The following is a 26,120-nucleotide window of genomic DNA, read 5'->3' on the forward strand; positions in this document are numbered from 1 at the left end:
GCGCCGGTTGTGGATGAATCGCGAACTGTGGATAACCCGGGGTGGGACTCACCCGGCCCGGGTCACTCCGCCTCGATCGCCTTCTTGGACTTGCGCCGCTGCAACTCGCGGACGTCGAACTTGATCCAGCCGATCGAGTCGACGGTCGCCATGTCCGCCAGGATCGCCCGCAGCTCGGCCAGGAATGCGGTGCGCCGCTCCTCCAGGTCGGGTGCCGCCTCCAGCAGCTTCTGGTCGGCCACCACCTGCCGCGCCGTCGTGAACAGCAGCGCCGACACCGACTCGTTGCTGCGAATCCGGCCCTGCGCGACGTACTGCCGGCCGACGCCGAGCGCCCTCTTGGTCAGGTCCTTCTCACTGATGTCGGGCGGCGTGCCACGCAACACGTCGGCGACCAGTTCGTAGGCCTCCAGGAACGGCCGCAGCATGGCCCCGGCGATGATCGGCCGTTTGGCCCGCAGCATCGCGTAGATGGCCTCGCCGCCCTCGGCCAGCTGCTGCTCACAGTTGTCCTGCCACGACATCTCTTCCAGGATGTGCTCGCGGAACGACGCCGAGTCGGCGAAGTAGAACTCGAACTTGAGCAGGTCGCGCAGCCGCATCACCTGGGCCCAGAACGCCCCGACCGGATCGGACTCCGCCTTGGCGGCGTGTGCCATGGCCAGCTCGACGATGGCGGTCTCCAGGAACGCGTCGATGGTCGTGTTGCGGTAGAACGCCGCCTCGTGCTCGTTCTCCGGCGCGATGAACCAGACCGGCTGGCGGCCGCTGTCCACCGCGGTCACCGGATGCCCGCCGGACATGGCGTCGAGCGTGGCCCGGACCCCCTCGGGGGTGCGGAGCCGCAGAACCGAGTTGGTCATCGGAATCTTCTTGCGCTCAAGGTAATCCAGCGCATCCTGCAGGGTGTGGTGCAACTGGTCGAGCGTCAGCGCCAGCCCGCGGGTGGTCAGCAGCAGTGCCGACACCAGAGCCGTGGCATTGATGGGCGTGGCCCGCAGGATGCGCCACGCCACCTCGAAAGCCATCTTCTGCAGCGCAAGGCGTTTGAGCGCGGGATCGGTGGCCACCGGACCGTCCGGAGGCCCCAGCTGTTCCCGCATCGACACCGCTTTGGGGAACCGCACATAGATCTTGCCGAAGTTCCGGTCGCCCTGTGCCTTGATGTAGTGGTACAGCCAGCTCAGGCCTTCGGGGGTCTTCTCACCGCCGCGGGCGTACGCGGCGTACTCGGCCGTCTCGTGCAACTGGTCGAAACTGATGGAGACGGGCTGCAGCAGGATGTCCTCGCTGCGGCCGTCGAGGTAGGCGTCGGCGACGTACGCCAGCAGACCGAGCTTGGGCGGCAACATCTTTCCGGTCCGGGAGCGCGTGCCTTCGATGGACCAGTTGAGATTGAAGCGCTTCTCCACGATGTACCCGACGTACTCCTTGAGGACGTACTTGTACAACGGGTCGCCGGCGATGTTGCGCCGGATGAAGATGACGCCGGAGTGCCGGAAGATCGGCCCCATCAGACCGAACGCCAGGTTGATGCCGGCGAAGGTGTGCACCGGCGGCAGGCGGTTCTCCTGCATCGCCACCGGGACGATCACGCCGTCGAGGTACGACCGGTGCGAGAACAGCAGCACGGCGGGGTGCAGCTCCAGCGCGTGCCGCATCGACTCGACCTGCTCGCGGTCGTAGTCCACGTTGGGGTCGAAACCCCGGCTGAAGATCGCGCGCCCGATCTTGGGGATGAAGTCGACGGAGAACCGGCTCCAGCCCGTCGACAGCTCGTCGAGCATCTCGCCGGCCTTCTCGACCGTCGCGCCCGGGATCTTCTCCAGGCCCTCCCGGAACCGGGCCGATGCCAGCACCTCGGGCTTGACCAGCCGGGGTGACTTGTATTCGGGCCCGAGCAGCCGCAACTCCACCCGCTCGATGGCGAGCTGTGCGCGGCGCAGCACGAATCGCGCGAATTCCCTTGGGTTTTCGGCGGTCGTGGTGTCTTTCCACTGCTGCCGCAGCTGGCCCACCGTGGCGGGCTCACCGGCCACCACCCGGGCCCGCAGCGGGTCCTTGCGCAGGATGCGGCGCTGCAGCAGCTCCGGCGGCCGGTACCGGTCGCGGCCGGAGATCAGCGAGACGATCTTGGAGCGCGTCGGCAGACCGGCGGGCACCCAGAACACTCGAACGGGAACCACCGAACGGCTTTCGTCGGCGCCGAGCAGTTCCACCAGCCGGGCCAGCGTGCCGGGCGACGGCTCGCCCTCGGTCGGCAGCCGGAGCACCTCGAGGCGGGTATCCGGATGCTGCTTGCGTTGATGGGCCAGCCAGTCGTTGAGCAGGTCCCACTCGGCCGCGGAGCCGACCGCGGTCAGCACCAGCGCGTCGTCCGTCGGGTCGAAGCTGGCGAGGTCGTCAGCGGTGTGCTTCACCGTCGGCCCTTGGCGCTGCGCGGCGCATCGCCGCTGCCGTCGGGCGCGTCCCCGGGTTCGGCCGGTGCCGCCGACCGGTGGTACAGCGGGTTGTCGGGCACGCTGTCGTGCGGCCATTTTCGGAGGGTGTCGAGATAGAGCTGACGCACTTCCGCGATGCGCTCCGACAGATCGTCGAGCGTCCAGTCCTCGACCGAGATCGGCGGGTAGACGACGACGTCGACCTTGCCCGCGTGGAAGGTCGACGAATCGCGCGCGGCGATCACCTCCGCGTTGCGGATCACGATCGGCACGACGGGGATACCGGCGGCCATGGCCATCCGGAACGGCCCCTTCTTGAACTCGCCGACCTCGGTGGTGTCCAGGCGGGTGCCCTCGGGTGCGATCAGGATCGAAAGGCCTTTACGGGCAAGCTCTTCCATCTTGTGCAGGCTCTCGATGGCCGAGGCGGGATCATCGCGGTCGATGAACGCGGCGTCCATCACCTTGCCGATGGTGCCCATGATCGGGTTGCTCTCGAGCTCCTTTTTGCCCACCGAGGTGAAGTTGTCGCTCACCAGCGCGCCGGCGATCATCGGGTCGGCCTGGTTGCGGTGGTTGAAGATGAACACCGCGGGCCGTTGCGCCCGCAGGTTCTCCGCGCCGAGCACGTTGAGGTCGATGCCGAGCGTCGCCATCAGCGCCTTGCTCCACGCCGACGTGAAGAAGTTGACGCCCGTGCGCCGGTTGCCGGTCAACAGACCGAGCCCCAGGGCGCCGGCGGCGACCGGTGCCAGCGAGGCGATGCCGGCAAAGGTCCGCAGCTGCGCGATGGGGCTGCTGCCGCTGCGGCTGGAGAACTTCAGCACCGGCCAACCACGTTTGGCGGCAACCGATTCGAGCTTGGCCGCCGGGTTGGTGGGCCGCGGATTACCGACCAGGTACATCAGGGCGACGTCTTCGTCACCGTCGGCGTAGAAGTAACTCTTCGCCAGGTCGACACCGTTGTTCGCCGCGAAATGCTGTGCGGCGTTGGCCTTTCCGGGCCCCCACAGCACCGGCGTGACCACCTCACCGGTGATGAGGCCGTTCTCGTCCGTCTCGAATTTGTTGCACAGCACGTTCTTGATGCCGAGGAAGTTCGCCACCGGTTCCACCTGGACCGTCAGCGCCGACGAGCTCAGCACGACGGTGTGCCCGCGCGCCTGGTGCGCGCGGACGAGTTCGCGCATCTCGGGATAAATCCGCTTCTTGATGTGCTGGATGAACAACCGCTCGCCCAACTCGTCGAGGTCGCTGAGCGAATTGCCGTTCAGCATCCGCGCGCCCCGGCCGATCAGGTCCTCGAACTCGGCGCGGCCCAGTTGGTGGTTCACGGCGGCCTGCACCATGCCGATGAATTCACCGACGCCCATCTGGCGGCGGCGCAACCGGTCCTGCGTCATGATCACGCCGGTGAACCCGGCCACCAGGGTGCCGTCCATGTCGAAGAACGCGCCGACCTCCGGCCCTTCGGGGCTGGCCAGAATCTCCGCCACCGAGCCCGGCAGCCGGGCGTTGCGGAACTCGCCCGCGTAGTCGTCGTCCGAACTCATTGTGCGGCACCCCCGTTCACTGCCGACTCGGCCTGTTCGTCTGACAACTCGAACGACGCCGGAATGGCTCGGCCGTCCCCGCCGAGGGCCAGCACCTCGTTGAATCCGTCGAGCAGGCAGCGGGCCCACAGCTCGGGATCATTGATGGATGCCCGATCGTAGCGGGTGCTGATGGTGACCCAGCCGCTGCGGGAGATGAGCACCGCCATCATCGCGACGCCGGGCAGCGGACCGATTCCGTAGTGCCGCAACACTTTTGCGCCCGCGATGTACGTGTCGACCGGAGGACCGGGCACGTTGCTGGCCTGCACATCGGAATTGACCACCGAACCGGCCATGGATTCCAGCAGCGGATCCGGCACCAGGTTCAGCAGCGGCGCGACGACGCCCACGACCTCGATGGCGCGCTCCTCGCGCTTGCGGGTCATCTGCGCGCGCACCTTCTGAATGCGCTTGCGCGGGTCGACGACGCCGATGGGGGCGGCGATGTTCACGCCGGCAAATCTGTTGCCACCAGCGGGGTCCGAGTCGGAGCGCACGTTCACCGGCACCGCCATGGGAAGCGACGCCACCGGGATGCCCTTGGCCTCGTGGTAGCGGCGCAGCGCGCCGCACAGCGCGGCGAGGTACGCATCGTTGATGGAGCCCTCGGCGGCCTTGGAGGCCTTGTGCAGATCGCTGAACTTGATGTCGATCGCCTCGCTGCGCGACGCCAGACCACGGCGCCGCAGCACCGGCGACGGCGGCGCCGCGGGCGTCATGACCCGCCGGCTCGAGCGGACGTAGTCGACCACCCCGCCGACCGCGTCGGCCGGATCCCGCACCATGCGCCCGAGCAGCCCCGCCGCGCCGCGGGTCACATCGAGCACGTTGTTGGCGATGCCCTTCGGCAACGCGTTGATGCCTTGGCGCGCAAGGTCGTTCGGCGACAGATCTTCAGGGATCGGCAACGGCGCCGATGGCCGCGGCGCGGGATCCCGCTCGAGGTCGTAGAGGTTCGCGAACATCTCCATGCTGCCGACACCGTCGGTGACGGCGTGGCTCATGTGCACGATGTTGGCGGCACCACCGCCCGGCAGCCCTTCGACCAACGTGGCCGTCCACAGCGGACGGGAGATGTCGAGCGGCGACTGCAGCGCCAGCTCGGCGAAATCGAAGACCTCGCGCAGCGTGCCCGCGCCCGGGGCACGCACGCGGCGCACGTGAAAATCCAGATTGAAGTCGGGATCGACGACCCAGCGCGCCGCCGCCGTCGGCAGGCTCGGCATCACGACCTTCTGCCGCAGGCGGATGGCCTTGCGGGACGCCTGCTCGAACCGCGCGCGGTACCGCTCCCAGTCCGGCGTGACGTCCAGCAGTTCGACGCCCATGATGCCGGACCGCGTGCGGGGATTGGCCTCCCCGCGATGCATCAACTGATCAACCGCACTCAACTCTTCGGGCAACCCGGCCGTGTCAAAGTCCGGCACGTCGCTCATGGCTGTCGCTCTCCTCCGTCGTTGCCCAGCGCTGGACCCTAACGCTAGTCCGCCGCCGGACACAGCGCGGGCAATCCGGCTGTTGCCATGGCCACTGCGCGGAGGCGTCGGGATAGACTTCCTCCGCATTGCCCCCGTGGCGCAACGGATAGCGCAGCGGATTTCTACTCCGTAGGTTGCAGGTTCGAATCCTGTCGGGGGCGCTCATCCGACTCGGCCTCGATGACCGTCCGCGACGGCGCCGTCCGCTCCCACAGCACCGCACCGACGCACGCCGTGACGACCCAGCCGGCGCCGCTGATTCCGCACCACGTGAGCAGCGCCATCGCCACACCGATGGGCCCGAAGTCGTCCCACCCGCGCAGCAGCGGCGGGAAGATCATCCGGGCCGCCAGCGGCAGGATCGTGCCCTCGATGACGACGCCCGCCAACCCTGCGAGCAGCAGCGCGCGCCAGGCCCGACCGCCGTCGCGCACCAGGAGCGCGGGTGTGATCGTCCAGAAGATCCAGACCGGGATCAGCGACACCGCGAAGAGCAGGACCTGGCTCCACCCGTGGTGCTCGGCACCGAACGCGATCCGTTCGCGCACCCCGATCATCGTCAGGTACAGGACGAACCACGTCACGCCGCGCCACAGCTTGCCGCCCCAGCCGAACGGTTCGCGGCGCCAGGCCCTGGCAAAGATGCCGGCGATGGTCATCGACATCGGGATGCCCCACACCAGGAAGCTGGCGACGCCGAAGAACGTCCAGTTGGACCGCAGACCAGAGGCGCGGCCGAAGGCGGCTCGGACATGGTCGGTCAGCGGCGACGCCAGACCGAGCTGCCGGCTCACCACGACGCCGGGGCTGGCGCTGTCGGCGAAGCCGGTGAGATAGCTGAACCCGATGATCGCCAGCGGGATCACCGTGGTGAACAGCTGGACCGACACCACGGTGCCCAGCGTGCCGCCGTCGATCTCGTTGAAGCGATTCACGACGGCGACGATGGGCCGCAGCTGACGCATCTCGGCCAACTGCCGGTAGCGGTCCTCGACGCGCTGCCGCATCGCCGGCGATTCGGCGTCGTCGCTCATGCTCCCCCTTCTACGGGCCCCGGGCATTGTGCCCGGTCGGGGGTGCTCTGCGCGCCGAAACGGCGCGAGGTGCGATCAGACGGACTTCGTGACGCCGTAGTAGGCGACGATGTCGTCGGTATCGGAGGTGGAGCTCGTCAGCACCGCGTACGACCTCAGGAACGATTGGCCGACGCAGCCGTCGACCTTGACGTGCGTGTCCTTGAGCGTGATGCGCACCGGCGCGGCCTTGAACGACTTCTTGTCGACGGGGACCTGGGTCACGGTGCCCGGCTTCGGGTGGATTTCCACGGTGCCCGATATCGGCACGCTGACGCCCGTGGGCAGGAGACCGGCCAGCGTCGAACCCGAGGTGGCGATACCGATGGAGCCGACCAGACGCACCTGGCCCAGCTCGATACCGCAGCCGATCTGGTAGCCGGCCTCCAGCGTGCCGCCGTTGAGGGTGGTCTTGCCCTTGCCGGTCACGGTCCCGGTGAACGTGCCGCCCACCAGGTATTCACGCGAGCTGACCGCGGTCGTGAGCGGTGCGACCGGGAGCTCGGTCTCGTTCTTGGCCACCACGGTGAGGACCCAGCCGTCGGGGGCCGTAACGGTCGCCGGCTCTTCCGACGCCACGAGACCGGTGTCCGGCGGCGGTCCCTCGTCACCGGCGGGCGCGGGGTCGGCGAACGCAGCGGTCGCTGCCCCGAACGGGAGCAACATGCCCACAGCAGCAACCACAGCAAAACGCTTCAACATGAACTCCGAACGCCTCTCAACATGCCTAGCCAAAGGAATCACACAGTTGTTTCGCAGATACGACCTCGGGTAAAGGTTTTGACTCACGTGAGTCGAAACACAGGCCATAGGCTGAGGTTGTGTCCGATCTCGTACTGACGCAGGTCATCGACCGCGTCGCACTCATCACGGTCAACGATCCCGACCGCCGCAACGCGGTGACCGCGGAGATGTCCGCCGGCCTGCGCGCCGCCATCACCGCCGCCGAGGCCGATCACGGTGTGCACGCCGTGGTGGTGACGGGCGCCGGCAAGGCGTTCTGCGCGGGCGCCGACCTCACCGCGTTGGGCGCCGCCACTGTCAACGGCCTGCGGGTCATCTACGACGGCTTCCTCGCGGTGGCCGACTGCACGCTGCCGACGATCGCCGCGGTGAACGGCCCGGCCGTCGGAGCCGGGCTCAACCTCGCTCTCGCCGCCGACGTCCGGATCGCCGGACCCGGGGCGGTCTTCGACCCACGGTTCCAGAAACTCGGGATTCACCCGGGCGGCGGCGCGACCTGGATGCTGCAGCGGGCCATCGGCCCCCAGGCCGCGCGGGCGGCGCTGCTGTTCGGCATGAAGTTCGACGCCGACGCCGCCGTGCGGCACGGCCTGGCGCTTGAGGTCGCCGACGACCCCGTCGCCGCGGCATTGGCCCTGGCCGCCGGTCCGGCCTCGGCGCCCCGCGAGGTGGTGTTGGCGACCAAGGCGTCGATGCGCGCGACGGACCACCCCGGCGTGCTGGACCACGAGCAGCACGCGAAGGCCGTCGACATCGAGATCGTCCCGCAGGCGGCGTCGATCGAGTCACCGGAATTCGCCGCTCGCTTGGCTGCTGCCAAGCAGCGGTGATCAGGCGTCGAGGAGCGCCAGTTCGGGCGCCTCGATGAGGGCCCGCAGTTCACCGAGGAACGCGGCCGCCCCCGCGCCGTCGGCGATCCGGTGGTCGAAGGCACAGGTGAGCGTCATGGTCGGCCGCGCCACCACCGCACCGTCACGCACGACAGCACGGGGTTTGAGCGTGCCCATCCCGAGGATCGCCGCCTCCGGATAGTTGATGACGGGTACGCCCTCGTCCAGGCCCAGCGCCCCGAAGTTCGACACGGTGAACGTCGAGCCATGCAGTTCAACGGGTTTCAGCGTGCCGTCGCGCGCGGAGCGGATCAGCCCGTCCACTGCCCAGGCCAGTTCCCGCGTCGAGAGGCGTTCGGCGTCCCGGACCACCGGCACCAGCAGTCCACGTGATGTCGCGACGCCGATGCCCAGGTGCACCGATTCGTGGAGATGAACGCTCGCGCCGTGTTCGGCCGGCACCCAGGTGGCGTTGAACTCACGGTGGTGCCGCAACGCGATGGTCAGCAGCCGCAGCGTCAGCACGAACGGTGTGACGGTGGCATCGGCACCGGCGAGGGTGTCGCGAACCCGGAGCAACTCGGCGCAGTCCACCTGAACCGATGCATGTGCATCCGGTATCTCCTTGCGTGACACCGCCATCCGGCGCGCCATCTCGGCCTGCACGCCGCCGACGGGAATCAGGTCGGCGTCGGCGGTCTGGTGCGCCGAGGCCAGCACGTCCTGGCGCGTGACGATGCCGTTCGGGCCCGACGGCGCCACTCCGGTCAGGTCAACGTGCAGGTCTGCCGCCAGCTTGCGCACCCGCGGTTTGGCCCGGGGCCGGCGGCGGGTGGTGTCGAGATCAGCATCCGCGCCGTACCCGACCAGCACGGGTTTGCGTTGCGGCGCCTGCTCTTTCGGGTCATCGGTCGCCGGCTCGTCGACGGTCGGCTCGGATGCAGCCGCCGCCGACGCGTCGGTGGCGATGCGGACCAGCACGGCGCCCACCGCGAGCGTCTGCCCCTCTGCCCCACCGAGTTCGGTCACCACACCGGCATACGGACTGGGTATCTCCACGGCCGCCTTGTTGGTCTCGACGGTGCACAACACCTGATTGAGTTCGACGGTGTCCCCCACCGCCACCGCCCAGGACGTGATGGTCGCGTCTTCCAGCCCTTCACCCAGGTCGGGGACCAGGAAATCGTGTGTTGCGGTCATGGCTGACTCATCGCCTTGTGCACGCAATCCAGCAGCCGGTCGACACCGGGCAGCCACAGTTTCTCCAGCCGGGCCGGCGGATAGGGCGTGTCAAATCCGGTGGCGCGCAACACGGGTGCCTCCAGGTCATAGAAGAGTTCTTCGGAGATCCTGGCGGCCAGTTCGGCGCCGAACCCCAGGGTGCGCGGCCCCTCGTGCATGACCACCGCGCGTCCGGTCTTCCGGATCGAGGCCGCGATGGTGTCGAAGTCGAGCGGGTTCAGCGACCGCAGGTCGATGACCTCCAGATCATGGTCGTCCGCCAGATCGGCTGCCGCCAAGGCGGTGTCGACGAGCGAGCCGTAGGTGATGACGGTGACGTCGCGGCCCGTGCGCCGTACCGCAGCCTGCCCGATGGGTGGCGCGGGCACGCTGGTGTCGAGTTCACCTTTCGTCCAGTAACGGCGTTTGGGCTCCAGGAAGATCACCGGGTCACGGGACGAGATGGCCTCGCGCAGCAGCCAGTACGCGTCCGAGGGCGTGGACGGGATGACGACCTTCAACCCGGCGGTGTGCAGCCAGTACGACTCGGTCGACTCCGAATGGTGTTCCACCGCACCGATACCGCCGAACGACGGGATGCGGATGGTCACCGGCATGTCGACATCGCCATGGGTACGCATCCGGTACTTCGCGAGGTGGCTGACGATCTGGTCGAACGCCGGGGCCGCGAATCCGTCGAACTGGATCTCGGGTACCGGCACCATGCCACGGATCGCCATGCCGATGGCGATGCCGACGATCGCCGACTCCGCCAGCGGCGTGTCGAAACAGCGGGCTTCCCCGAAGGTTTCGTGCAGACCATCGGTGACGCGGAAAACCCCGCCGAGTTTCGCGACGTCCTCGCCGAACACCAGCACCCGGTCATCGGCGGTCATGGCGTCGCGTAACGCGCGGTTGATGGCCTGCACCATCGACACTGTGGTCACCGTGGCGATTTCCCCCGCGGGCCGTCTCGGCTCGTCGGGCTCCGCGTCACCGGACCACGACGGTCGCTCGATGAGCTGCGTCATGTCAACCCTCCCAATCCAATTCGGCCAGCAACGCGTCGCGCTGCCGGGCCAGCTCGGGTGTGATGTCGGCGTAGACGTTGTCGAACATGTCCGCGACGTCGAAGTCCGGCGCGGTCAGAACCGCCTCGCGCAGGTCGGCGCGGAGCCGGCGGGAGCGGTTCTCGACGTGCTCCTGCAAGCGGGGCGTCCACACTCCGACCTGCTCCAGGTACGCCCGGTAGCGCGCGATGGGATCGCGTGCCTCCCAGTACTTCAGCTCGTCGGGGTCGCGGTAGCGGGTCGGGTCATCGGACGTGGTGTGTGGACCCATCCGATAGGTGACGGCCTCGATCAACGTCGGCCCGTCGCCACCGCGGGCGCGTTGCGCCGCCTCGGACATCACCGCGTAGCAGGCCAGCACATCGTTGCCGTCGACTCGGACGCCGGGCATGCCGTAGCCGATGGCGCGATGCGCGATCGACGGTCCCGCCTGCTGATGACGCACCGGCACGGAGATGGCCCACTGATTGTTCTGCACGAAGAACACACACGGCGCGGACGTGACGGCCGCGAAGTTGAGCGCTTCGTGCATGTCGCCTTCGGAGGTGCCGCCGTCGCCGACGAACGCCACGGTCACCGAGTCTTCGCCGAGCCGTTGTGCGGCCATCGCGGCGCCGACGGCGTGCAGACCGTGCGACCCGATGTCGATCGAGATTGGCGCACAATGTTTCTCGGTGAAGCCCAGACCGCCGTGCCAGCGGCCCCGCCACACCGCGCTGATCTGGGCCGGCGTGATGCCGCGGACCAGCAGGGCGCCGAGCTCCCGGTACTGCGGGAACAGCCAGTCGGTCTTGCGCAGACATGCTGCCGCGCCCACCTGTGCGGCTTCCTGACCGCGGCACGAGGCGAACAACGCAAGTTCACCCTGCCTCTGCAGATTGACGAATTCGACGTCGAGGTCGCGGGTGAGGACCATCTCCTCGTACAGCCAGCCCAGTGTTTCGGGCGGCAGGTCGCGGCGATATCGCTCGTCGGAGGTGGGCGCGCCGTCGGGCGCGATGAGTTGCACGGGCTCAAGGTCCACCCGGTTGTCCAGGCCAGGGACCGACACGTCAGCCATACCGCCTCCTTCCGGTGACGGCATGTTCGGCCGTCAGTCCGCGAGAAGCTCAGCGCGGTGGCGACCAGGGCAACCCTCAGGTGGTGAGGGTCGCCGGCCGATGCCGGGGTGTGGCATCAGTCGGATGATCCGCTCTGCTCGCCGCAGTGCTGGGGCATCACCGCCATTATGCGCCCGGAGGCCATCTGGCCGCGGTTATCGCAGGTAACAGACTGGCGACGTGTCGGACCGGCCGGCGCCGGTCGGCGGCAATACGGCCGACTTGTAGCCCGAACGTATGAATTCATTGTTATTTGTGCTGGTGACACGCTCATCGGCCCGAAGTCTGTCGTTGCCGCGTGCTAAAACCGTCGCATCGTCAACGTGGCAGCGCCAGAAGCGAGAAACGATGAGACGTCCGAACCGCGCCGGCCCCTACGTCGCCCGGGCCTCAGCCGTACCAGGCCCCTGACCGCACCCGTACGTCAGCCACATCATGTTTGACACCGGTACAGGCGCCGCACGCCGCAACTTCCTCGAGCACACGATGCACGTCAGTGTGTTCCTGCGGCACGGCGGGGCGCTGGTGGTGTACGCCGTCGTGCTGGTCTCGGCGCCCCGGATCAGCGTGGCCGGCGTCGTCTTCGCCGGGCTGGCCGGCGCCTGGTCGCTGTACCGGCTGCTGACCCGCTCCGCGACGCCGCGCATCATCGCGATCGACTACGCCGTCACGCTGGCCGCGTGCCTGGTCCTGCCCGTCGCGGCAGCCGACGATCAGGTGTGCCCGTCGACCTGCGCGCCGATCACCATTGCCGGTACGGCCATCGCGAGCTTCACGGTGTTCGAACCCCTGCTCAACATCGCGATGACCGCCGGTGTCGTGGCGGCGCTCGCGGCGGGCGCGGCATCGGTCGATGGGGTGCACGACCCCGGTCAATGGGTCAACGTCTACTACTTCGCACTGCTGTGGGTGGCGGCGACACTGATCCGCGTCCTGACGGTGCGCGTCGCCGAAAAAGTCGATGTGGCCCGCGCCGAGCGCCTCGCCGTCGAGCTCCGCCAGAAAGTCAATGCCGCCGTGCGCGATTACGACCGCGAGCAGATGCGGCTGCTCCACGACACCGTCGCCTCCACCCTGCTGATGGTGGGCACCGGCACCGCCTTGTCGCCTGCGCGCGTCGCCGCCCAGGCGCGCCGCGATCTTCGCGTCTTCACCGAGACCACCCAGGCTCCCGTACCCCCGGCCGATCTCGTTGCCGCCCTGCGTGATCACGCCACCCACACCACGACGCCCGTGAGCTATGCCGGTGTCACCGCGATGTGGGTGGACGGTGCGACAGCGGCGACCATCGCAGCCGCCGCGCGCGAAGCCCTCACCAATGTCGACCGGCATTCCGGCGCCACCGCCGTCACCATCACCGTGCATCCCGGACGGATCCAGATCACCGACGACGGGTGTGGATTCGATCTCACCCGGCCGACGCGGGGACACGGCATCGCCGACTCCATCGTCGCCCGTATGCAACAGCTCGGCGGCGTCGCCGAGATCAGCACGCTGCCCGGGCAGGGCACCACGGTCGAATTGTGTTGGCCCACTGCAGCATCGGCCAGCGCCACGCCGGCACCCGACCCAGAGCGGCTCATCGAGCGCGCCCATATGGGATATGGGCTGGGGTTGGTCGCCTACGGGCTGGTGAACCTGCTGGTGACCGCCCCCGCGTCCGTGAGCTTCGCGGCGTATCCCCAGCTGCAACGGTCCCTCATCGTCGTCATCACGGTCGCGACACTGGCGGCGATCCCCCGGGTGATGGGCCGGACCAATCCGCGGGCCCGGTTCGGCATCGCAGCCCTGGTGATCGTTGCTCTGGTGCAGTCGCTCTCGATGCCGATCTATGACCTCGACCCGCAGTTGCAGTGGGCCCAAGGTGCGATCGGCTGGTGCGTGCTGCCGCTGCTGCTCAGCGTGCGGCTGAGGTATGCGGTGGGCGTCCTGGTGTGGTGCTGGGTGGTGCCCGGCGTCTACGCGATCATTCGGGATCCGTCGGTCCACACCATCGTCGACCTCGGATACGACACGGCGAGCGTCCTCGTCGCCCAACTCTGCGCTCTGGTTGTGGCCGACATGATCCGGCGGTCCGCGGCCGCTGCGTCTGCCGAGACCGAGAGCCACATGCGCCTGATCGCCGCGGCGCACATCGCCGACGCAGTACAGGAGGAATACGACCGCCGCTACGCGGACCTCGCCGCCACCATTCAGCCCCTGCTGTCCGGCCTCGCCGACGGTGCACCGGTCGACGCCGAGACCCGGAGTCGCGCGCAACTCGAATATCAGCGGCTGCGTACCCTTTTCGACCAGTCATCCAGCTTCGAGCACGTACTGCTGCGCGAGCTGCGCCCCCGCGTCGACGCGGCCCAGAATCGCGGCATCGCCGTTTCCGTCGACGTCCAGGGCACGCTGCCGGCCATGGATGTGCCCACCGCGCGGCGGCTGGCCCGGCTCGTCGACCAGGTTCTGCACGCCGCCGCCGCACCGGCCCGCATCACCGTGACCGCCGAAACGGCTGCCGTCGAACTCAGCGTCATGTGTCACCGCGCGCGCCACGCCGAATTGCCGACGAAATCCAGTGTCGGCGACGAAGATGAATTCGACCTGACCACCCTCGATGACACGGTGTGGATCACCGTGCGCCACCCACTCCCAGGAAGACCCACCGAACATGTCCGCGCCGGCCAATCCACCTGAGCCCCTGGCCATCGCCGTTGTCGATGACCACGACGTCATCCACACCGGCGTCTCGGCGTGGTGTGCCCAGGCCGACCCACCCATCTGCGTCGCATCCGACCATCTCGACGCCGAGTCGTTCCTGGCGGTCTACCCCAAGGCCGACCACCAGCTGGCCGCTGTCATCCTGGATCTCGAACTGCGCAGTCGCCAGCCCGATTTCGATGCGGTCGCCGCCATCGTGGACGCGGGACACGCGGTGATCGTCTACTCGCACCTCGAGAACTCCGAGGTGATCCTGCGTTGCCTGGCCATCGGGGTGGTCACCTATCTGGCCAAGAGCGAAGGCCAGGGCCACCTCATCGAGGCCATCCGCGCGGCCAGCACCCACGAGCCGTACGTCGGTCCCCGCATGGCCGCGGCCATCTGCTCGGACACCGACTCCGGCCGGCCCGGGCTCACCAAGCGCGAACGTGAAGTGCTCAAGGCCTGGTTTCAGACCGAGAGCAAGGACATCGTCGCCAAGCGCCTGCACCTCGCGCCGACCACCGTCCGGACCCACCTGCAACGCGTTCGCGCCAAGTACGCCGCCGCGGGGCGCCCGGCGGCCACCAAGGCCCAACTGGTCGCCCGTGCCGTGCAAGACGGCATCCTCAGCGTCGAGGACCTGTAGCTCCTACGGCGCCAGGGCGACGATGCGTTCGGCGCGGCGGAGCACCGGCATGTCGACCATCAGACCGTCGTACTGGAACACGCCGCGCTCGCGGGTCGCGGCATCGAGTACCGCACGCGCCCAGGCGATCTCCTTCTCGGTCGGCGCGTAGCCGTTCCGGATGACCGCGACCTGCGTCGGGTGGATGGCCACCTTGGCGTCGAAACCGACGGCCACGGCGTCGTCGACCTCGGCCCGCAGGCCGTCCAGGTTCTTGATGTCGAGGTACACCGAGTCCAGCGCGAGCTTGCCGAAAGCCTTGGCGGCCAAAAGCGATTGCGACCGGACGTGCTTGGCCACATCGCGGTAGCTGTCGTCGGGCCGGCGGTTCGCGGTGCCGCCCAGCACCGCGAACAGGTCCTCGGCGCCCCACATGACGGCGTAGGTGTTCTCGACGCGGGCGGTCTCGGTGACGGCGAGCGCACCGCGCGGCGTCTCCACCAGCACCACGACGTCGAGCGGCGCGAGCGCCCGAACCTGTTCGGCCGACTCGGTTTTGGCGAGCATCACCGTGGTGTACGGCGTCTTGGCCAAAGCCTCCAGATCGAGCGGGTGATCGGCGGTGTCCGACGGATTCAAACGCACCACCGTCCGCGCCGGGTCCAGCGGGGTGTCGATGAGCGCCTGGCGAGCCGCCGGCCGGTCCTTCGCGGCGCAGCCGTCTTCCAGGTCGAGGATCACCACATCTGCTGCGGCGGCGGCCTTTTGGAACCGCTCAGGACGGTCCGCGGGGCAGAACAGCCAGCCGGGTCCCGGCGCGGTCAAGCTCATGACGGCTGCTCCGCGGGGCGCTTACGGACCATGGTCTTGCGTGTCGCCGTGGCGACGATGTCGCCGTGCTGGTTGCGACCGGTATGGGCGAACGTGACGATGCCCTCCCCCGGCCGGCTCTTGGACTCGCGCTTCTCGATCACCTCGGACTCGGCGTACAGCGTGTCACCGTGGAAGAGCGGCCTGGGGAACGCGATGTCGGAGAAACCGAGGTTGCCGACGATCGTGCCCTGGGTCAGCTGGGCGACCGACAGGCCGACGAGCGTCGACAGCGTGAACATCGAATTCACCAGCCGTGCATGGAACGGCGGCAGCGCATCGGAGAACGCGGCGTCCAGGTGCAGCGCCTGCGTGTTCATGGTCAGCGTGGTGAACAGGACGTTGTCGGCCTCGGTGATGGTGCGGCCGGGCCGGTGCTGGTAGATGACGCCCGGCTGGAACTCCTCGTACCAGAGCCCGCGCTGCTCGATGACCCGCTTCTCGGTCACAGCCCGGCCTCACGCGCGATCAGCATGAGCTGAACCTCCGTTGTGCCCTCACCGATTTCGAGGATCTTCGAATCGCGGTAGTGCCGGGCGACCGGGTACTCGTTCATGAAGCCGTAGCCACCGAACACCTGGGTGGCGTCGCGGGCGTTGTCCATCGCGGCCTCGCTGGCGATCATCTTGGCGATGCAGGCTGCCTTCTTGAACGGCTTGCCCGCCAGCATCAGCGCCGCGGCGTCGTAGTAGGCGGTGCGGGCGACGTGGGCGCGGGCCTCCATCCGGGCGATCTTGAAGGCGATGGCCTGGTAGCCACCGATCTTGCGGCCGAACGCTTCCCGCTCCTTCGAGTACTTGACGCACTCGTCGACACAACCCTGCGCCACACCGACCGACAGCGCGGCGATGGCGATGCGGCCCTCGTCGAGGATGCGCAGGAAGTTGGCGTAGCCGCGGCCGCGCTCGCCGAGCAGGTTCTCGACCGGCACCCGCACGTCGTCGAAGCTCAGCGGATGGGTGTCCGAGGCGTTCCAGCCGACCTTGTCGTAGGCGGGCTCGGCGGTGAAGCCCGGCGTCGGCACCGGCACCAGGATCGACGAGATCTCCTTGTGCCCACCGGGCAGTTCGCCGGTCACGGCCGTGACGGTCACCAGCTTGGTGATGTCGGTGCCGGAGTTGGTGATGAACTGCTTGGAGCCGTTGATCACCCAGCTGTCGCCGTCCAGCTTGGCGGTGGTCTTGGTCGCGCCGGCGTCGCTGCCGCCACCGGCCTCGGTCAAGCCGAAGGCGCCCAAGGCCTTTCCGCTGGCCAGCTGCGGCAGCCATTCCTGCTTCTGCGCCTCGGTGCCGAAGCGGTACACCGGCATCGCGCCCAGACCGACGCCGGCCTCCAGCGTGATGGCGACGCTCTGGTCCACCTTGCCGAGTTCTTCCAGCGCCAGGCAGAGGGCGAAGTAGTCGCCGCCCATGCCGCCGTACTCCTCGGGGAACGGCAGGCCGAACAGGCCCATCTCGGCCATCCCGTCGATGACCTTGTACGGGAAGGTGTGGTCCTTGTCGTGCTGCGCGGCCACCGGCGCGACGACCGTCTGCGCGAATTCCCGGACCGTCTTGGCCAGTTCGGCGTAGTGGTCCGGCAGGGTGCCGGTCGAAATGAAGTCGCTCATTTGGTCTCCTCGGTTGCTGCGGTAATCCGGGCCAGCGGCTGGCCCACTTTGACCTGATCGCCCACGGCGACAAGTAATTCCACGATGCCGTCGACCGGCGACGACAGCGCGTGTTCCATCTTCATGGCCTCGACGGTGACGACGACGTCACCACTACTCACCGTCGACCCGTCCGCTATGCCCACGGCCACGACGGATCCGGGCATGGGACTGACGATCTCGGCGTCGCCGCTGTGTTCGTCGTCGGCCCGGACGGGCGCCTCACGCACGTCCTCGATGACGGTCGTGCGGCCGGCTCCGGCCAGCCACAGCCGGTGGTCCTCGACGGCGGTCAGGTATTCGGTGCGCAGGCCGTCAACCGTGACGATCAGCCGGTCACCGTCCAACGATGCTGTGACGCTGCGTGGTTCGCCGTTTTCGATGCTTGCCGTGGCGGCTGCGGGAGTACCGGTGAGGTGGACGTGGTCGGTCCGGTCGCCGGCCCGCAGCCGGATGGTGGTCGGTGCATGCTCGCCCACCCGCCAGCCGGTCGGGGTGGCCCACAGCTCACCGGCGTCCAACCAGCTGTGCAGCCAGCGGTACGCGGCCGCGGCGATGAACTCGTCGTCGCCGGCCTGGGCGGCGACATAGTCACCGGTGCGGCGGTCCAGCAGACCGGTGTCGAGACGCCCGGCGATGACGTCCTCGTCGGCCAGCAGGAACCGCAGGAAGTCGATGTTGGTCCCGACACCCAGCACGGCGGTGTCTGCCAGCGCCCGGTCCAGGCCACGCCGCGCAGACTCCCGATCCGGCCCGTACGCAATGATTTTCGACAGCATCGGGTCGTAGTCGCTGCCGATCACCGAGCCGGCCCGGATACCGGAATCGACCCGGGCATCGGCGGGTTCGGCCAGCGCCAGCACGGTGCCGCCCGTGGGCAGGAAGTCGTGCGCCGGGTCTTCGGCGTACACACGGGCCTCGATGGCGTGGCCGGTCATGGTGATGTCGTCCTGGGCCACCGGCAGCGCCTCGCCGGCCGCCACCCGCACCTGCAACTCGACCAGGTCGATGCCCGTGACCAGCTCGGTGACGGGGTGCTCCACCTGCAGGCGGGTGTTCATCTCCATGAAGAAGAACTCGTCCGGCCGGTCGGCGGAGACGATGAACTCGACGGTGCCCGCGCCGCGGTAGTCGACGCTGCGCGCCGTGTCGCAGGCGGCCGCACCGATCCGTGCCCGCGTCGCCTCGTCCAGCACCGGCGAGGGGGCCTCTTCGATGACCTTCTGGTGCCGGCGCTGCAGGCTGCACTCACGCTCGCCCAGATGCACGACGTTGCCGTGGCTGTCCGCGACGACCTGGACCTCGATATGCCTGGGGTTCAACACGAATCGTTCCAGGAACAAGGTGTCGTCACCGAACGCCGACGCCGCCTCGCGGCGGGCCGAGGCCAGCGCGGCGGGCAGCTCGGCGGCCGAATGCACCACGCGCATACCCTTGCCGCCACCACCGGCGGACGGCTTCACGAGGACCGGGAAGCCCACTTCGGGAGCGCCGGTGATGAGCTCGTCGTCGGTCAGGTTGGGGCGCGAAATACCGGGAACCACCGGCACGCCGAACGCCGACACCGCCGCCTTGGCGGTGATCTTGTCGCCCATGGTGCCGATGGCCTTGGCCGGCGGCCCGATGAAGACGATGCCCGCGTCGTGCAGGGCTGCGGCGAATTCGGCGTTCTCCGAAAGGAATCCGTAGCCCGGGTGCACGGCCTGGGCGCCGGTGCGCCGGGCCGCGTCCACGATGGCCGGGATGCTCAGGTAGCTCTGGCGGGCCGGGGCCGGGCCGATGTTCACCGCGACGTCGGCCTCGAGCACGTGCCGGGCACCGGCGTCGGCGTCGCTGAACACCGCGACCGAACGAATCCCCATGGCCCGCAACGTCCGGATGACGCGGACTGCGATCTCGCCACGATTGGCGACCAGGACAGTATCGAAGGTCTTCATCTCACATCCTGAACACGCCGTAGGACACAGGCTCGAGCGGAGCCTGCGCGACAACTGAAAGAGCCAGCCCCACCACGGTTCTGGTGTCCGCAGGGTCGATGACACCGTCGTCCCAGAGCCGGGCCGTCGAGTAGTAGGGGTTGCCCTGATCCTCGTATTGCTGGCGGATCGGCGCCTTGATGGCCTCTTCCTCCTCCGGCGTCAGGTCACCGCGCACGGTGGCCAGGACCGAGGCGGCCTGCTCGCCGCCCATCACCGAGATGCGGGCGTTGGGCCACATCCACAGGAAGCGCGGCGAGTACGCGCGGCCGCACATCGAGTAGTTGCCGGCGCCGTAGGAGCCACCGATGACGACGGTCAGCTTCGGCACCCGCGCGCACGCCACCGCGGTGACCATCTTGGCGCCGTGCTTGGCGATGCCGCCGGCCTCGTAGTCGCGGCCCACCATGAAGCCGGAGATGTTCTGCAGGAACAGCAGCGGCACCGACCGCTTGTCGCACAGCTCGATGAAATGTGCGCCCTTCTGGGCGGATTCGCCGAACAGCACACCGTTGTTCGCGATGATGCCCACGGGGTGGCCGTGGATGCGGGCGAAGCCCGTCACCAGCGTGGTGCCGTATTCGGCCTTGAATTCGGTGAACTCGCCACCGTCGACGATGCGGGTGATCACCTCGTGCACGTCGTACGGCACCTTGGAGTCGATCGGTACGACGTCGTAGAGCTCGGTCTGGTCGCACACCGCGTCCACCGTCGGGGCGACGTCCCACGGCGCCTGCGCGCGCGGCCCGAACGTCGAAGCGATGCGGCGCACGATGCGCAGCGCGTCGCGGTCGTCGTGCGCGAGGTGGTCGGTAACGCCGGAGATCTTGGAGTGCAGGTCGCCACCGCCGAGGTCCTCGGCCGAAACCACTTCTCCGGTAGCGGCTTTCACCAGGGGCGGGCCGCCCAGGAAGATGGTGCCCTGGTTGCGGACGATGACGGCCTCGTCGCTCATCGCGGGGACGTACGCGCCACCGGCGGTGCAGGAGCCGAGGACCGCGGCGATCTGCGGGATGCCCCGCGCCGACATGTTGGCCTGGTTGAAGAAGATGCGGCCGAAGTGTTCACGGTCGGGGAACACCTCGTCCTGGCGGGGCAGGAACGCGCCGCCGGAGTCGACGAGATACACGCACGGCAGCTGGTTCTGGCTGGCGATCTCCTGTGCCCGCAGGTGCTTCTTGACCGTGATCGGGTAGTACGTGCCGCCTTTCACCGTCGCGTCGTTGGCGACGATCATGCATTCGCGGCCCGACACCCGGCCGATGCCGGCGATCATGCCGGCGCCCGGGCATTCGTCGTCGTACATGCCACCCGCGGCCAGCGGCGCGATCTCCAGGAACGGACTGCCGGGGTCGAGGAGCCCGTTGACCCGGTCGCGCGGCAGCAGCTTGCCGCGACCGACGTGGCGCTCGCGGGAGCGCTCGGATCCGCCCAGGGCAGCGACGGCCAGCCTGTCCTTCAGATCGGCCACCAGCGCCAGGTGCTGCTCGCGATGCGATACCCGTTGGGAAACGCTCGGCGACATCGTCGCTCCATTTCACTTGAGTTAATGGCGAATAACCGAACGCGATGTTAGTCTTCATTAACTGAGTTGTCCAGACCGGGTTGGAGGTGTCCATGACGGCATCAGCGTCAGACGCCGAAACACCGCGCAGCCGAGCCAAATCCGACCGGCGCGGCCAACTCGTCGCCGCCGCCGAACGGCTCATCGCCGAGCGTGGCTTCCTCGCCGTCCGCCTCGAGGACATCGGCTCCGCGGCCGGAATCAGCGGGCCCGCGATCTACCGCCACTTCCCCAACAAGGAAGCGCTCCTGGTCGAGTTGCTGGTGAGCGTCAGCGCCCGCCTGCACGAGGGGGGACGCGCGGTGGTCGCCGGCACCGACGACCCCGCCGACGCGCTCGACGGCCTCATCGAGTTCCACCTCGACTTCGCGCTCAACGAATCCGACCTGATCCGGATCCAGGACCGCGACCTCAACAACCTCCCCGACGCCGCCAAGCGGCAGGTGCGCCGCTCGCAGCGCCAGTACGTCGAGATCTGGGTCGACGTTCTGCGCCGGCTCGACCCGTCACGCAGCGAAACGGACGCCCGCACCATGGCGCACGCCGCGTTCGGGCTGCTGAACTCGACGCCGCACAGCGTCACCGCGGGCGGTGCCCGCAAGCAGGAGGAATCCTCGCGCGCGGTGCTGCGTGCCATGACCGTCGCCGCGCTGGCTCCGCACCGCTGACCCGGCCGCTGGAACGTCTCCACGGTCCACCGCGCGCCGCAGGTACCCTGCAAACATGAGGTGGGCATGACCGGATCGCGCGACGACGGGCTGGACGCCACCAAGAAACTCCCGGCCATGCCGACGGCCGGCTACCAGACCGACGCCTTCACCGATCCCTACGGTGTCACCGCACCGCCGAAGGTCCGCCGCCACAAGTGGCTGTTCCCGCTGGCCGGCGCGGTGCTGATCCTCGCCCTCTGCTCGGTGATCGCGCTGGTCATCGTCAACAGTTCCGAACAACAGACCCTCGTCGCCCCACCGCCACTGCCGGTCCCGACGCAGGATCCGATGTCATCGTCGACGACTGTGACCACCACCACGACGCCCGAGAGCAGTGAGCCCAGCGAAGCCGTCAGTCCCCCTGCCGCGGCCGCGCCGCCGGACGCCGAAAGCGGTGACACCGAAGCCGTGCTGTACGCCGTGATCGGCAAAGGTCGTGCCGTGAGCATCACGTACGTCGACACCGGCGGGGTGCTGCAGACGGAGTTCAACGTGCCGCTGCCGTGGACCAAGGAGGTGCAGCTGAACCGGCCGGCGGCACGCTCGGCGAGCGTCAGCATCGTCAACGCCGGACGCGGCATCGCCTGCACCATCTCGGTCGACGGCACCCAGATTCAGCAGCGGGAAGGCGCCGGCCTCACAGTGTGCCGGCAGGCCGGCAAACGCGGCCGCGGCCACGGGGCCTAACGCCGCGCCGGCACCTTCACCAACAGCATTCCGACGAGCCCGATCCCCAGGACCGTGCACAGGCCGCCCAGTCCCGCGCGCGTCGTCGCGAAGATGTCGATGAACATCGAGAACAACCACGGCGACAGCACGTGCGCCGCCCGGCCCGTGGTCGTGTAGAGCCCGAAGGCCACACCCTCCTTGCCGTCCGCCGCGATGCGGAGCATCAGGTTCCGCGACGCCGACTGGGTTGGGCCCACGAACAGGCACAGCGTCAGGCCGCAGATCCAGAAGGCCAGCGGCCCGGACAGGAACATCAGCGTGATGCCCACCGCGACCATCGCGGTCAACGAGCCCACGATGACGCGCTTGGAACCGATCCGGTCGTCGAGCATGCCACCGAGCGCCGCGCCCAGTGCCGCGATGGTGAACGCACCAGCCCCGAACAACGGCACGCTCGTCGGCGCCAGCCCGTAGACGCTGACGCCCACCACCGGGCCGAAGATCGAGATACCCGTCAGGCCGTCACGGAAGATGGCACTCGAGAGCAGGTAGTAGACGACGTTGCGGTCACGTCGCCACTCCCCGACGACCTCCGTCCACAACCTGCGGTAGGCGCCGAAGAATCCGACGGCCGGGGTGCCGTCGTGCGGCGGCGATTTCACCGTCAGCAGCAACGGCAGCGCGAAGATGACGAACCACGCCGCGGCCGCCAGGACCGCGTACCGGTCCGGTTTGCCGTCCGAGTTCGGCACATTCAGGAGCCCGAGGGTGTCGCCGCTGCCGGACTTGAGCCCCACGAAGACCAGGAGCAGCAGCACGACACTGCCGAAAAACCCTGCCGCCAAGCCGAATCCAGAGACCCGGCCCGACGTCAGCGGCGTCGACAACTGGCGCAGCATCGCGTTGTACGGGACGGTCGCCAAGTCCATGCACGCCGCCGTGGCGGCCAACAACGCCAGGCCGATCCACAGGTAGTGGTAGTCGGGCTTGATGAACGTCATCGACGCCGTCAGCACCACCACGGCGCCCGTCAGCGCCGCGAGCGCGCGCCGCCGCCGGTACGCGGCGTCGACCATCACGCCCGTCACCGGCGCCAGCAACGCCACCGCGATGCCCGCCACCAGCACCGCGCGCCCCAGCCAGCTCTCCGGCGTCGTCGACCCGGGCAGCCCTTTGCCGACCTCGGAAATGAGATAGATGTTGAAACCGAAGGTCGTCACGATCGCGTTCACGCCCGTGGCACCGGAGTCCCACAGTGCCCAGGCGGCGACGCGACCCCGGCCGACGGGCGGGATACCCGCCCCGGGGCTACTCATGCGCCCACTCTATTGGTCCCTACGATTGCACCCATGCCTGTACCCGCTCCCAGTCCCGACGCCCGCGCCGTCGTCACCGGCGCCTCTCAGAACATCGGTGAAGCGCTGGCCGCCGAACTCGCCGCCCGCGGCCACCACCTGATCATCACGGCCCGCCGCGGCGACGTGCTGGCCGAGGTCGCCCAGCGCATCACCGACAAGTACGGCGTCACCGTCGAGGTCCGGGCTTGCGACCTGACCGACCCGGCCGACCGCGACAAGCTCTGCACGGAACTGGCCGAGCGCAACATCTCGATCCTGTGCGCCAATGCCGGCACCGCGACGTTCGGCGCCGTCGCCGACCTGCCTGCCGAGGGTGAGAAGGCCCAGGTGCAGCTCAACGTGCAGGGCGTGCACGACCTGGTGCTCGCCGTGCTGCCCGGCATGATCGCGCGCAAGGGCGGCGGCATCCTGATCTCCGGTTCGGCCGCGGGCAACTCGCCCATCCCGAACAACGCGACCTACGCCGCGTCCAAGGCCTTCGCCAACACGTTCAGCGAGTCGCTGCGCGGCGAGCTCAAGCCGCACGGCATCAACGTCACGCTGCTGGCGCCCGGACCCGTGCGCACCGAGCTGCCCGACCCGTCCGAGCAGTCACTCGTCGAGCGTCTGATCCCCGACTTCCTGTGGATCGACACCGAGTACACCGCCCGGATTTCGCTGGACGGTCTGGACAAGAACAAGATGCGCGTCGTGCCCGGTCTGACCTCGAAGGCCATGTCGGCCGCGAGCGGCTACGCCCCGCGCGCCATCGTCGCGCCCATCGTCGGCGCCGTCTACAAGAAGCTCGGCGGGTCGTAAAGCCGGCCGCCGCGCCGACCTACCTCCGGCGGGTCGTGCCGAACAGGCTGCGAGTGATCTCGCGGCCTGCCACGGTCGCCGCCGACCGCAGGAAGCTCTTGAACGCCGAGCTCTGCAGCACCTCCGACACCATGCCGGGTCCTTCGGCCTCCACCTCGACGCGTCCGGATGCGGTGAGATCGGGCTCTTCGGCCGGTACGGGAGCGGGAACCGCGTCCGGGGCCGCGGGCGGCGCATCGGCCGGGGCCGGCTGCGCAGAAAGCCGCTCGAAGGCCGAGTCGCGGTCGACCGTCGGCCCATAGGTCGCCTGCAACGGGCTGGCCTTGGCAGCGGCGGCAACGGCGTCGGGTCCGATGGTGCCCATGAGCGACCGCGGCGCGCGCAGCCGGGTCCACGCCACCGGGGTCGGCGCACCCACCTCGGACAACACCGTGACGACGGCCTCGCCGATCCCGAGCGACGTCAGCGCCGACTCCAGGTCGTAGACCGTCGACTTCGGGTACGTCCGCACCGTCTTGGTCAGGGCCTTCTGGTCATCTGGAGTGAAGGCGCGAATCGCGTGCTGGACGCGCGCACCCAGCTGGCTGAGCACGTCGTTGGGAATGTCGGTCGGCAGCTGGGTGCAGAAGAACACGCCGACGCCCTTGGAGCGGATCAGCTTGACGGTCTGCTCGACCTGGTCCAGGAACGCCTTGGACGCGTCGGCGAACAGCAGGTGCGCCTCGTCGAAGAAGAAGACCAGCTTCGGCTTGTCCGCGTCACCGATCTCGGGCAGCGTGGTGAACAGGTCCGCCAGCACCCACATGAGGAACGTCGAGAACAACACCGGACGGGCGGCCTGGCTACCCAGCTCCAGCAGCGTGATGATGCCGCGGCCCTGCGGGTCCAGACGCATCAGGTCCTCGGGCTTGAGTTCGGGCAATCCGAAGAACGTGTCTCCACCCTCGGCCTCGAGGTTGATCAGCGCACGCAAGATCACGCCCGCGGTGGCCGGAGACACCGCACCCAGCGCCTTGAGCTCCTCTTTGCCCTCATCACTGGTCAGGAACTGGATGACGCCGCGCAGGTCCTTCAGGTCATCGAGGAGCAACCCCTTCTGGTCTGCCCAGTGAAAGATCAGCCCGAGCGTCGACTCCTGAGTCTGGTTCAGCCCCAACACCTTCGACAGCAGAATGGGCCCGAAGCTGGTGACTGTCGCGCGCACCGGGACGCCCGCACCCGTCGTCCCCAGCGACAGGAACTCGACGGGGAACGCGGTCGGCGTCCAGTCGTCGCCGGTGTCTTTCGCCCGCTGGGCGGTCTTGTCGCTGGCCGCGCCGGGCTGCGCGAGCCCGGACAGGTCGCCCTTGACGTCGGCCATCACGACCGGCACCCCGGCCGTCGACAGCTGCTCGGCGATGACCTGCAGCGTCTTGGTCTTGCCGGTACCGGTCGCGCCGGCGATCAGGCCGTGACGGTTGATCGTGGCGAGCGGAATCTTGACCTGCGCGGCGGGATCGACGGCCCCGTCGACGACCACCGCGCCGAGGTTCAGGGCCTGGCCGGTGACGTTGTAACCAGCGGCGATCTGCTGCGCGGGGGATGCACTCGAGTCAGTCGTCATGCGCCTGACCCTACTTCGTCGGGTCGCTGGTAGCCGGGTATGGACACCCCGTTGAGCGC

General features: G+C 68.6%; 21 protein-coding genes and 1 tRNA gene. 8 read left to right on the forward strand and 14 right to left on the reverse strand.

Annotation, left to right across the window (positions count from 1 at the left end; translation table 11 throughout):
• Window positions 1-62: 62 nt before the first annotated feature.
• Genes EB75_RS18275 through EB75_RS18285 form a run of 3 tightly spaced genes read right to left on the reverse strand, consistent with a single transcriptional unit; the run spans window position 63 to window position 5,472 of the window.
• On the reverse strand, window positions 63-2,420 hold the full coding sequence (locus EB75_RS18275) for a glycerol-3-phosphate 1-O-acyltransferase (protein ID WP_064860146.1): 2,358 nt from the start codon (window positions 2,418-2,420) through the stop codon (window positions 63-65).
• A complete protein-coding gene (locus tag EB75_RS18280; RefSeq protein WP_073696753.1) occupies window positions 2,417-3,994 on the reverse strand; it encodes an HAD-IB family hydrolase/lysophospholipid acyltransferase family protein in 1,578 nt (525 codons plus the stop codon). Before EB75_RS18280 ends, EB75_RS18275 begins: the two co-directional genes overlap by 4 nt.
• Entirely contained in the window at window positions 3,991-5,472 is a 1,482-nt protein-coding gene (locus tag EB75_RS18285) for a wax ester/triacylglycerol synthase family O-acyltransferase (RefSeq protein WP_064860144.1), read from the reverse strand. The genes EB75_RS18280 and EB75_RS18285 overlap by 4 nt, the downstream gene beginning before the upstream one ends.
• Before the next feature lie 130 nt (window positions 5,473-5,602).
• Here EB75_RS18285 and EB75_RS18290 point away from each other — a divergent pair.
• Window positions 5,603-5,675 (forward strand) — tRNA-Arg (locus EB75_RS18290).
• 19 nt (window positions 5,676-5,694) lie between these two features.
• Window positions 5,695-6,351: a hypothetical protein gene (locus EB75_RS29360; protein WP_165605578.1), complete on the forward strand. Its 657-nt coding sequence runs from the start codon at window positions 5,695-5,697 to the stop codon at window positions 6,349-6,351.
• Between the two features lie 272 nt (window positions 6,352-6,623).
• Here EB75_RS29360 and EB75_RS18300 read toward each other — a convergent pair whose 3' ends face one another.
• Complete coding sequence (locus EB75_RS18300) at window positions 6,624-7,289, reverse strand: MspA family porin (RefSeq protein WP_073696754.1); 666 nt, start codon at window positions 7,287-7,289, stop codon at window positions 6,624-6,626.
• A gap of 119 nt (window positions 7,290-7,408) precedes the next feature.
• On the opposite strand from EB75_RS18300, the gene EB75_RS18305 reads away from it, so the two are divergent.
• The gene (locus EB75_RS18305) at window positions 7,409-8,161 is read left to right on the forward strand and encodes an enoyl-CoA hydratase (protein WP_064860142.1); all 753 of its coding nucleotides are present in this window, start codon (window positions 7,409-7,411) and stop codon (window positions 8,159-8,161) included.
• On the opposite strand, the gene EB75_RS18310 is transcribed toward EB75_RS18305, so the two are convergent.
• Genes EB75_RS18310 through pdhA form a run of 3 tightly spaced genes read right to left on the reverse strand, consistent with a single transcriptional unit; the run spans window position 8,162 to window position 11,512 of the window.
• A complete protein-coding gene (locus EB75_RS18310) occupies window positions 8,162-9,361 on the reverse strand; it encodes a dihydrolipoamide acetyltransferase family protein (protein WP_073696755.1) in 1,200 nt (399 codons plus the stop codon).
• Entirely contained in the window at window positions 9,358-10,413 is a 1,056-nt protein-coding gene (locus tag EB75_RS18315; protein ID WP_073696756.1) for an alpha-ketoacid dehydrogenase subunit beta, read from the reverse strand. Before EB75_RS18315 ends, EB75_RS18310 begins: the two co-directional genes overlap by 4 nt.
• A gap of 1 nt (window position 10,414) precedes the next feature.
• Window positions 10,415-11,512 (reverse strand): pyruvate dehydrogenase (acetyl-transferring) E1 component subunit alpha, encoded by a 1,098-nt coding sequence (gene pdhA / locus EB75_RS18320; RefSeq protein WP_061006780.1) that lies wholly within the window; start codon window positions 11,510-11,512, stop codon window positions 10,415-10,417.
• Between the two features lie 475 nt (window positions 11,513-11,987).
• On the opposite strand from pdhA, the gene EB75_RS18325 reads away from it, so the two are divergent.
• Both EB75_RS18325 and EB75_RS18330 read left to right on the forward strand, forming a co-directional pair.
• Window positions 11,988-14,234, forward strand: a complete 2,247-nt coding sequence (locus EB75_RS18325) for a sensor histidine kinase (protein WP_073696757.1) — start codon at window positions 11,988-11,990, stop codon at window positions 14,232-14,234.
• Entirely contained in the window at window positions 14,209-14,886 is a 678-nt protein-coding gene (locus EB75_RS18330; protein ID WP_073696758.1) for a LuxR C-terminal-related transcriptional regulator, read from the forward strand. Before EB75_RS18325 ends, EB75_RS18330 begins: the two co-directional genes overlap by 26 nt.
• Window positions 14,887-14,889: 3 nt before the next feature.
• On the opposite strand, the gene EB75_RS18335 is transcribed toward EB75_RS18330, so the two are convergent.
• From EB75_RS18335 to EB75_RS18355, 5 genes are read right to left on the reverse strand one after another with little or no spacing between them, the layout of a single operon-like run.
• Window positions 14,890-15,696 (reverse strand): HpcH/HpaI aldolase/citrate lyase family protein, encoded by an 807-nt coding sequence (locus tag EB75_RS18335; protein WP_073696759.1) that lies wholly within the window; start codon window positions 15,694-15,696, stop codon window positions 14,890-14,892.
• Window positions 15,693-16,184 (reverse strand): MaoC family dehydratase, encoded by a 492-nt coding sequence (locus EB75_RS18340; RefSeq protein ID WP_073696760.1) that lies wholly within the window; start codon window positions 16,182-16,184, stop codon window positions 15,693-15,695. The genes EB75_RS18335 and EB75_RS18340 overlap by 4 nt, the downstream gene beginning before the upstream one ends.
• Window positions 16,181-17,344 carry an acyl-CoA dehydrogenase family protein gene (locus EB75_RS18345; protein WP_073696761.1) on the reverse strand — a complete coding sequence of 388 codons (1,164 nt, stop codon included), beginning with the start codon at window positions 17,342-17,344 and terminating at the stop codon, window positions 16,181-16,183. Before EB75_RS18345 ends, EB75_RS18340 begins: the two co-directional genes overlap by 4 nt.
• Entirely contained in the window at window positions 17,341-19,320 is a 1,980-nt protein-coding gene (locus tag EB75_RS18350) for an acetyl-CoA carboxylase biotin carboxylase subunit (RefSeq protein WP_073696762.1), read from the reverse strand. Before EB75_RS18350 ends, EB75_RS18345 begins: the two co-directional genes overlap by 4 nt.
• A 1-nt stretch (window position 19,321) precedes the next feature.
• Window positions 19,322-20,884 (reverse strand): carboxyl transferase domain-containing protein, encoded by a 1,563-nt coding sequence (locus tag EB75_RS18355; protein WP_064860258.1) that lies wholly within the window; start codon window positions 20,882-20,884, stop codon window positions 19,322-19,324.
• A gap of 92 nt (window positions 20,885-20,976) precedes the next feature.
• Between EB75_RS18355 and EB75_RS18360 the strand changes: the two genes are divergently transcribed.
• Together EB75_RS18360 and EB75_RS18365 are read left to right on the forward strand one after the other, a co-directional pair.
• Window positions 20,977-21,591, forward strand: a complete 615-nt coding sequence (locus EB75_RS18360) for an SACE_7040 family transcriptional regulator (RefSeq protein ID WP_073696763.1) — start codon at window positions 20,977-20,979, stop codon at window positions 21,589-21,591.
• A 66-nt stretch (window positions 21,592-21,657) separates the two neighbouring features.
• The gene (locus EB75_RS18365; RefSeq protein WP_064860260.1) at window positions 21,658-22,320 is read left to right on the forward strand and encodes an MmpS family transport accessory protein; all 663 of its coding nucleotides are present in this window, start codon (window positions 21,658-21,660) and stop codon (window positions 22,318-22,320) included.
• Here EB75_RS18365 and EB75_RS18370 read toward each other — a convergent pair.
• Window positions 22,317-23,618, reverse strand: a complete 1,302-nt coding sequence (locus tag EB75_RS18370; protein WP_064860261.1) for an MFS transporter — start codon at window positions 23,616-23,618, stop codon at window positions 22,317-22,319. The two genes, EB75_RS18365 and EB75_RS18370, sit on opposite strands and share 4 nt — an antisense overlap.
• 33 nt (window positions 23,619-23,651) lie before the next feature.
• Here EB75_RS18370 and cmrA point away from each other — a divergent pair, with 33 nt between their 5' ends.
• Window positions 23,652-24,458, forward strand: a complete 807-nt coding sequence (cmrA, locus tag EB75_RS18375; RefSeq protein ID WP_073696764.1) for a mycolate reductase — start codon at window positions 23,652-23,654, stop codon at window positions 24,456-24,458.
• A gap of 19 nt (window positions 24,459-24,477) precedes the next feature.
• On the opposite strand, the gene EB75_RS18380 is transcribed toward cmrA, so the two are convergent.
• Entirely contained in the window at window positions 24,478-26,061 is a 1,584-nt protein-coding gene (locus EB75_RS18380; protein WP_073696765.1) for a helicase HerA-like domain-containing protein, read from the reverse strand.
• Window positions 26,062-26,120: the final 59 nt, after the last annotated feature.

It is taken from the genome of Mycobacterium sp. ST-F2, from assembly GCF_001905655.1.
In the GTDB taxonomy this organism is placed as follows: Bacteria; Actinomycetota; Actinomycetes; order Mycobacteriales; family Mycobacteriaceae; genus Mycobacterium.

Excerpts from the sequence above, each read along its gene's own strand:
- EB75_RS18280 (WP_073696753.1), bottom strand. The coding sequence starts at position 3,994 with ATGAGTTCGGACGACGACTACGCGGGCGAGTTCCGCAACGCCCGGCTG.
- EB75_RS18285 (WP_064860144.1), bottom strand. The coding sequence starts at position 5,472 with ATGAGCGACGTGCCGGACTTTGACACGGCCGGGTTGCCCGAAGAGTTG.
- EB75_RS29360 (WP_165605578.1), top strand. The coding sequence starts at position 5,695 with ATGACCGTCCGCGACGGCGCCGTCCGCTCCCACAGCACCGCACCGACG.
- EB75_RS18300 (WP_073696754.1), bottom strand. The coding sequence starts at position 7,289 with ATGTTGAAGCGTTTTGCTGTGGTTGCTGCTGTGGGCATGTTGCTCCCG.
- EB75_RS18310 (WP_073696755.1), bottom strand. The coding sequence starts at position 9,361 with ATGACCGCAACACACGATTTCCTGGTCCCCGACCTGGGTGAAGGGCTG.
- EB75_RS18315 (WP_073696756.1), bottom strand. The coding sequence starts at position 10,413 with ATGACGCAGCTCATCGAGCGACCGTCGTGGTCCGGTGACGCGGAGCCC.
- pdhA (WP_061006780.1), bottom strand. The coding sequence starts at position 11,512 with ATGGCTGACGTGTCGGTCCCTGGCCTGGACAACCGGGTGGACCTTGAG.
- EB75_RS18325 (WP_073696757.1), top strand. The coding sequence starts at position 11,988 with ATGTTTGACACCGGTACAGGCGCCGCACGCCGCAACTTCCTCGAGCAC.
- EB75_RS18330 (WP_073696758.1), top strand. The coding sequence starts at position 14,209 with ATGTCCGCGCCGGCCAATCCACCTGAGCCCCTGGCCATCGCCGTTGTC.
- EB75_RS18335 (WP_073696759.1), bottom strand. The coding sequence starts at position 15,696 with ATGAGCTTGACCGCGCCGGGACCCGGCTGGCTGTTCTGCCCCGCGGAC.
- EB75_RS18345 (WP_073696761.1), bottom strand. The coding sequence starts at position 17,344 with ATGAGCGACTTCATTTCGACCGGCACCCTGCCGGACCACTACGCCGAA.
- EB75_RS18350 (WP_073696762.1), bottom strand. The coding sequence starts at position 19,320 with ATGAAGACCTTCGATACTGTCCTGGTCGCCAATCGTGGCGAGATCGCA.
- EB75_RS18355 (WP_064860258.1), bottom strand. The coding sequence starts at position 20,884 with ATGTCGCCGAGCGTTTCCCAACGGGTATCGCATCGCGAGCAGCACCTG.
- EB75_RS18360 (WP_073696763.1), top strand. The coding sequence starts at position 20,977 with ATGACGGCATCAGCGTCAGACGCCGAAACACCGCGCAGCCGAGCCAAA.
- EB75_RS18365 (WP_064860260.1), top strand. The coding sequence starts at position 21,658 with ATGACCGGATCGCGCGACGACGGGCTGGACGCCACCAAGAAACTCCCG.
- EB75_RS18370 (WP_064860261.1), bottom strand. The coding sequence starts at position 23,618 with ATGAGTAGCCCCGGGGCGGGTATCCCGCCCGTCGGCCGGGGTCGCGTC.
- cmrA (WP_073696764.1), top strand. The coding sequence starts at position 23,652 with ATGCCTGTACCCGCTCCCAGTCCCGACGCCCGCGCCGTCGTCACCGGC.
- EB75_RS18380 (WP_073696765.1), bottom strand. The coding sequence starts at position 26,061 with ATGACGACTGACTCGAGTGCATCCCCCGCGCAGCAGATCGCCGCTGGT.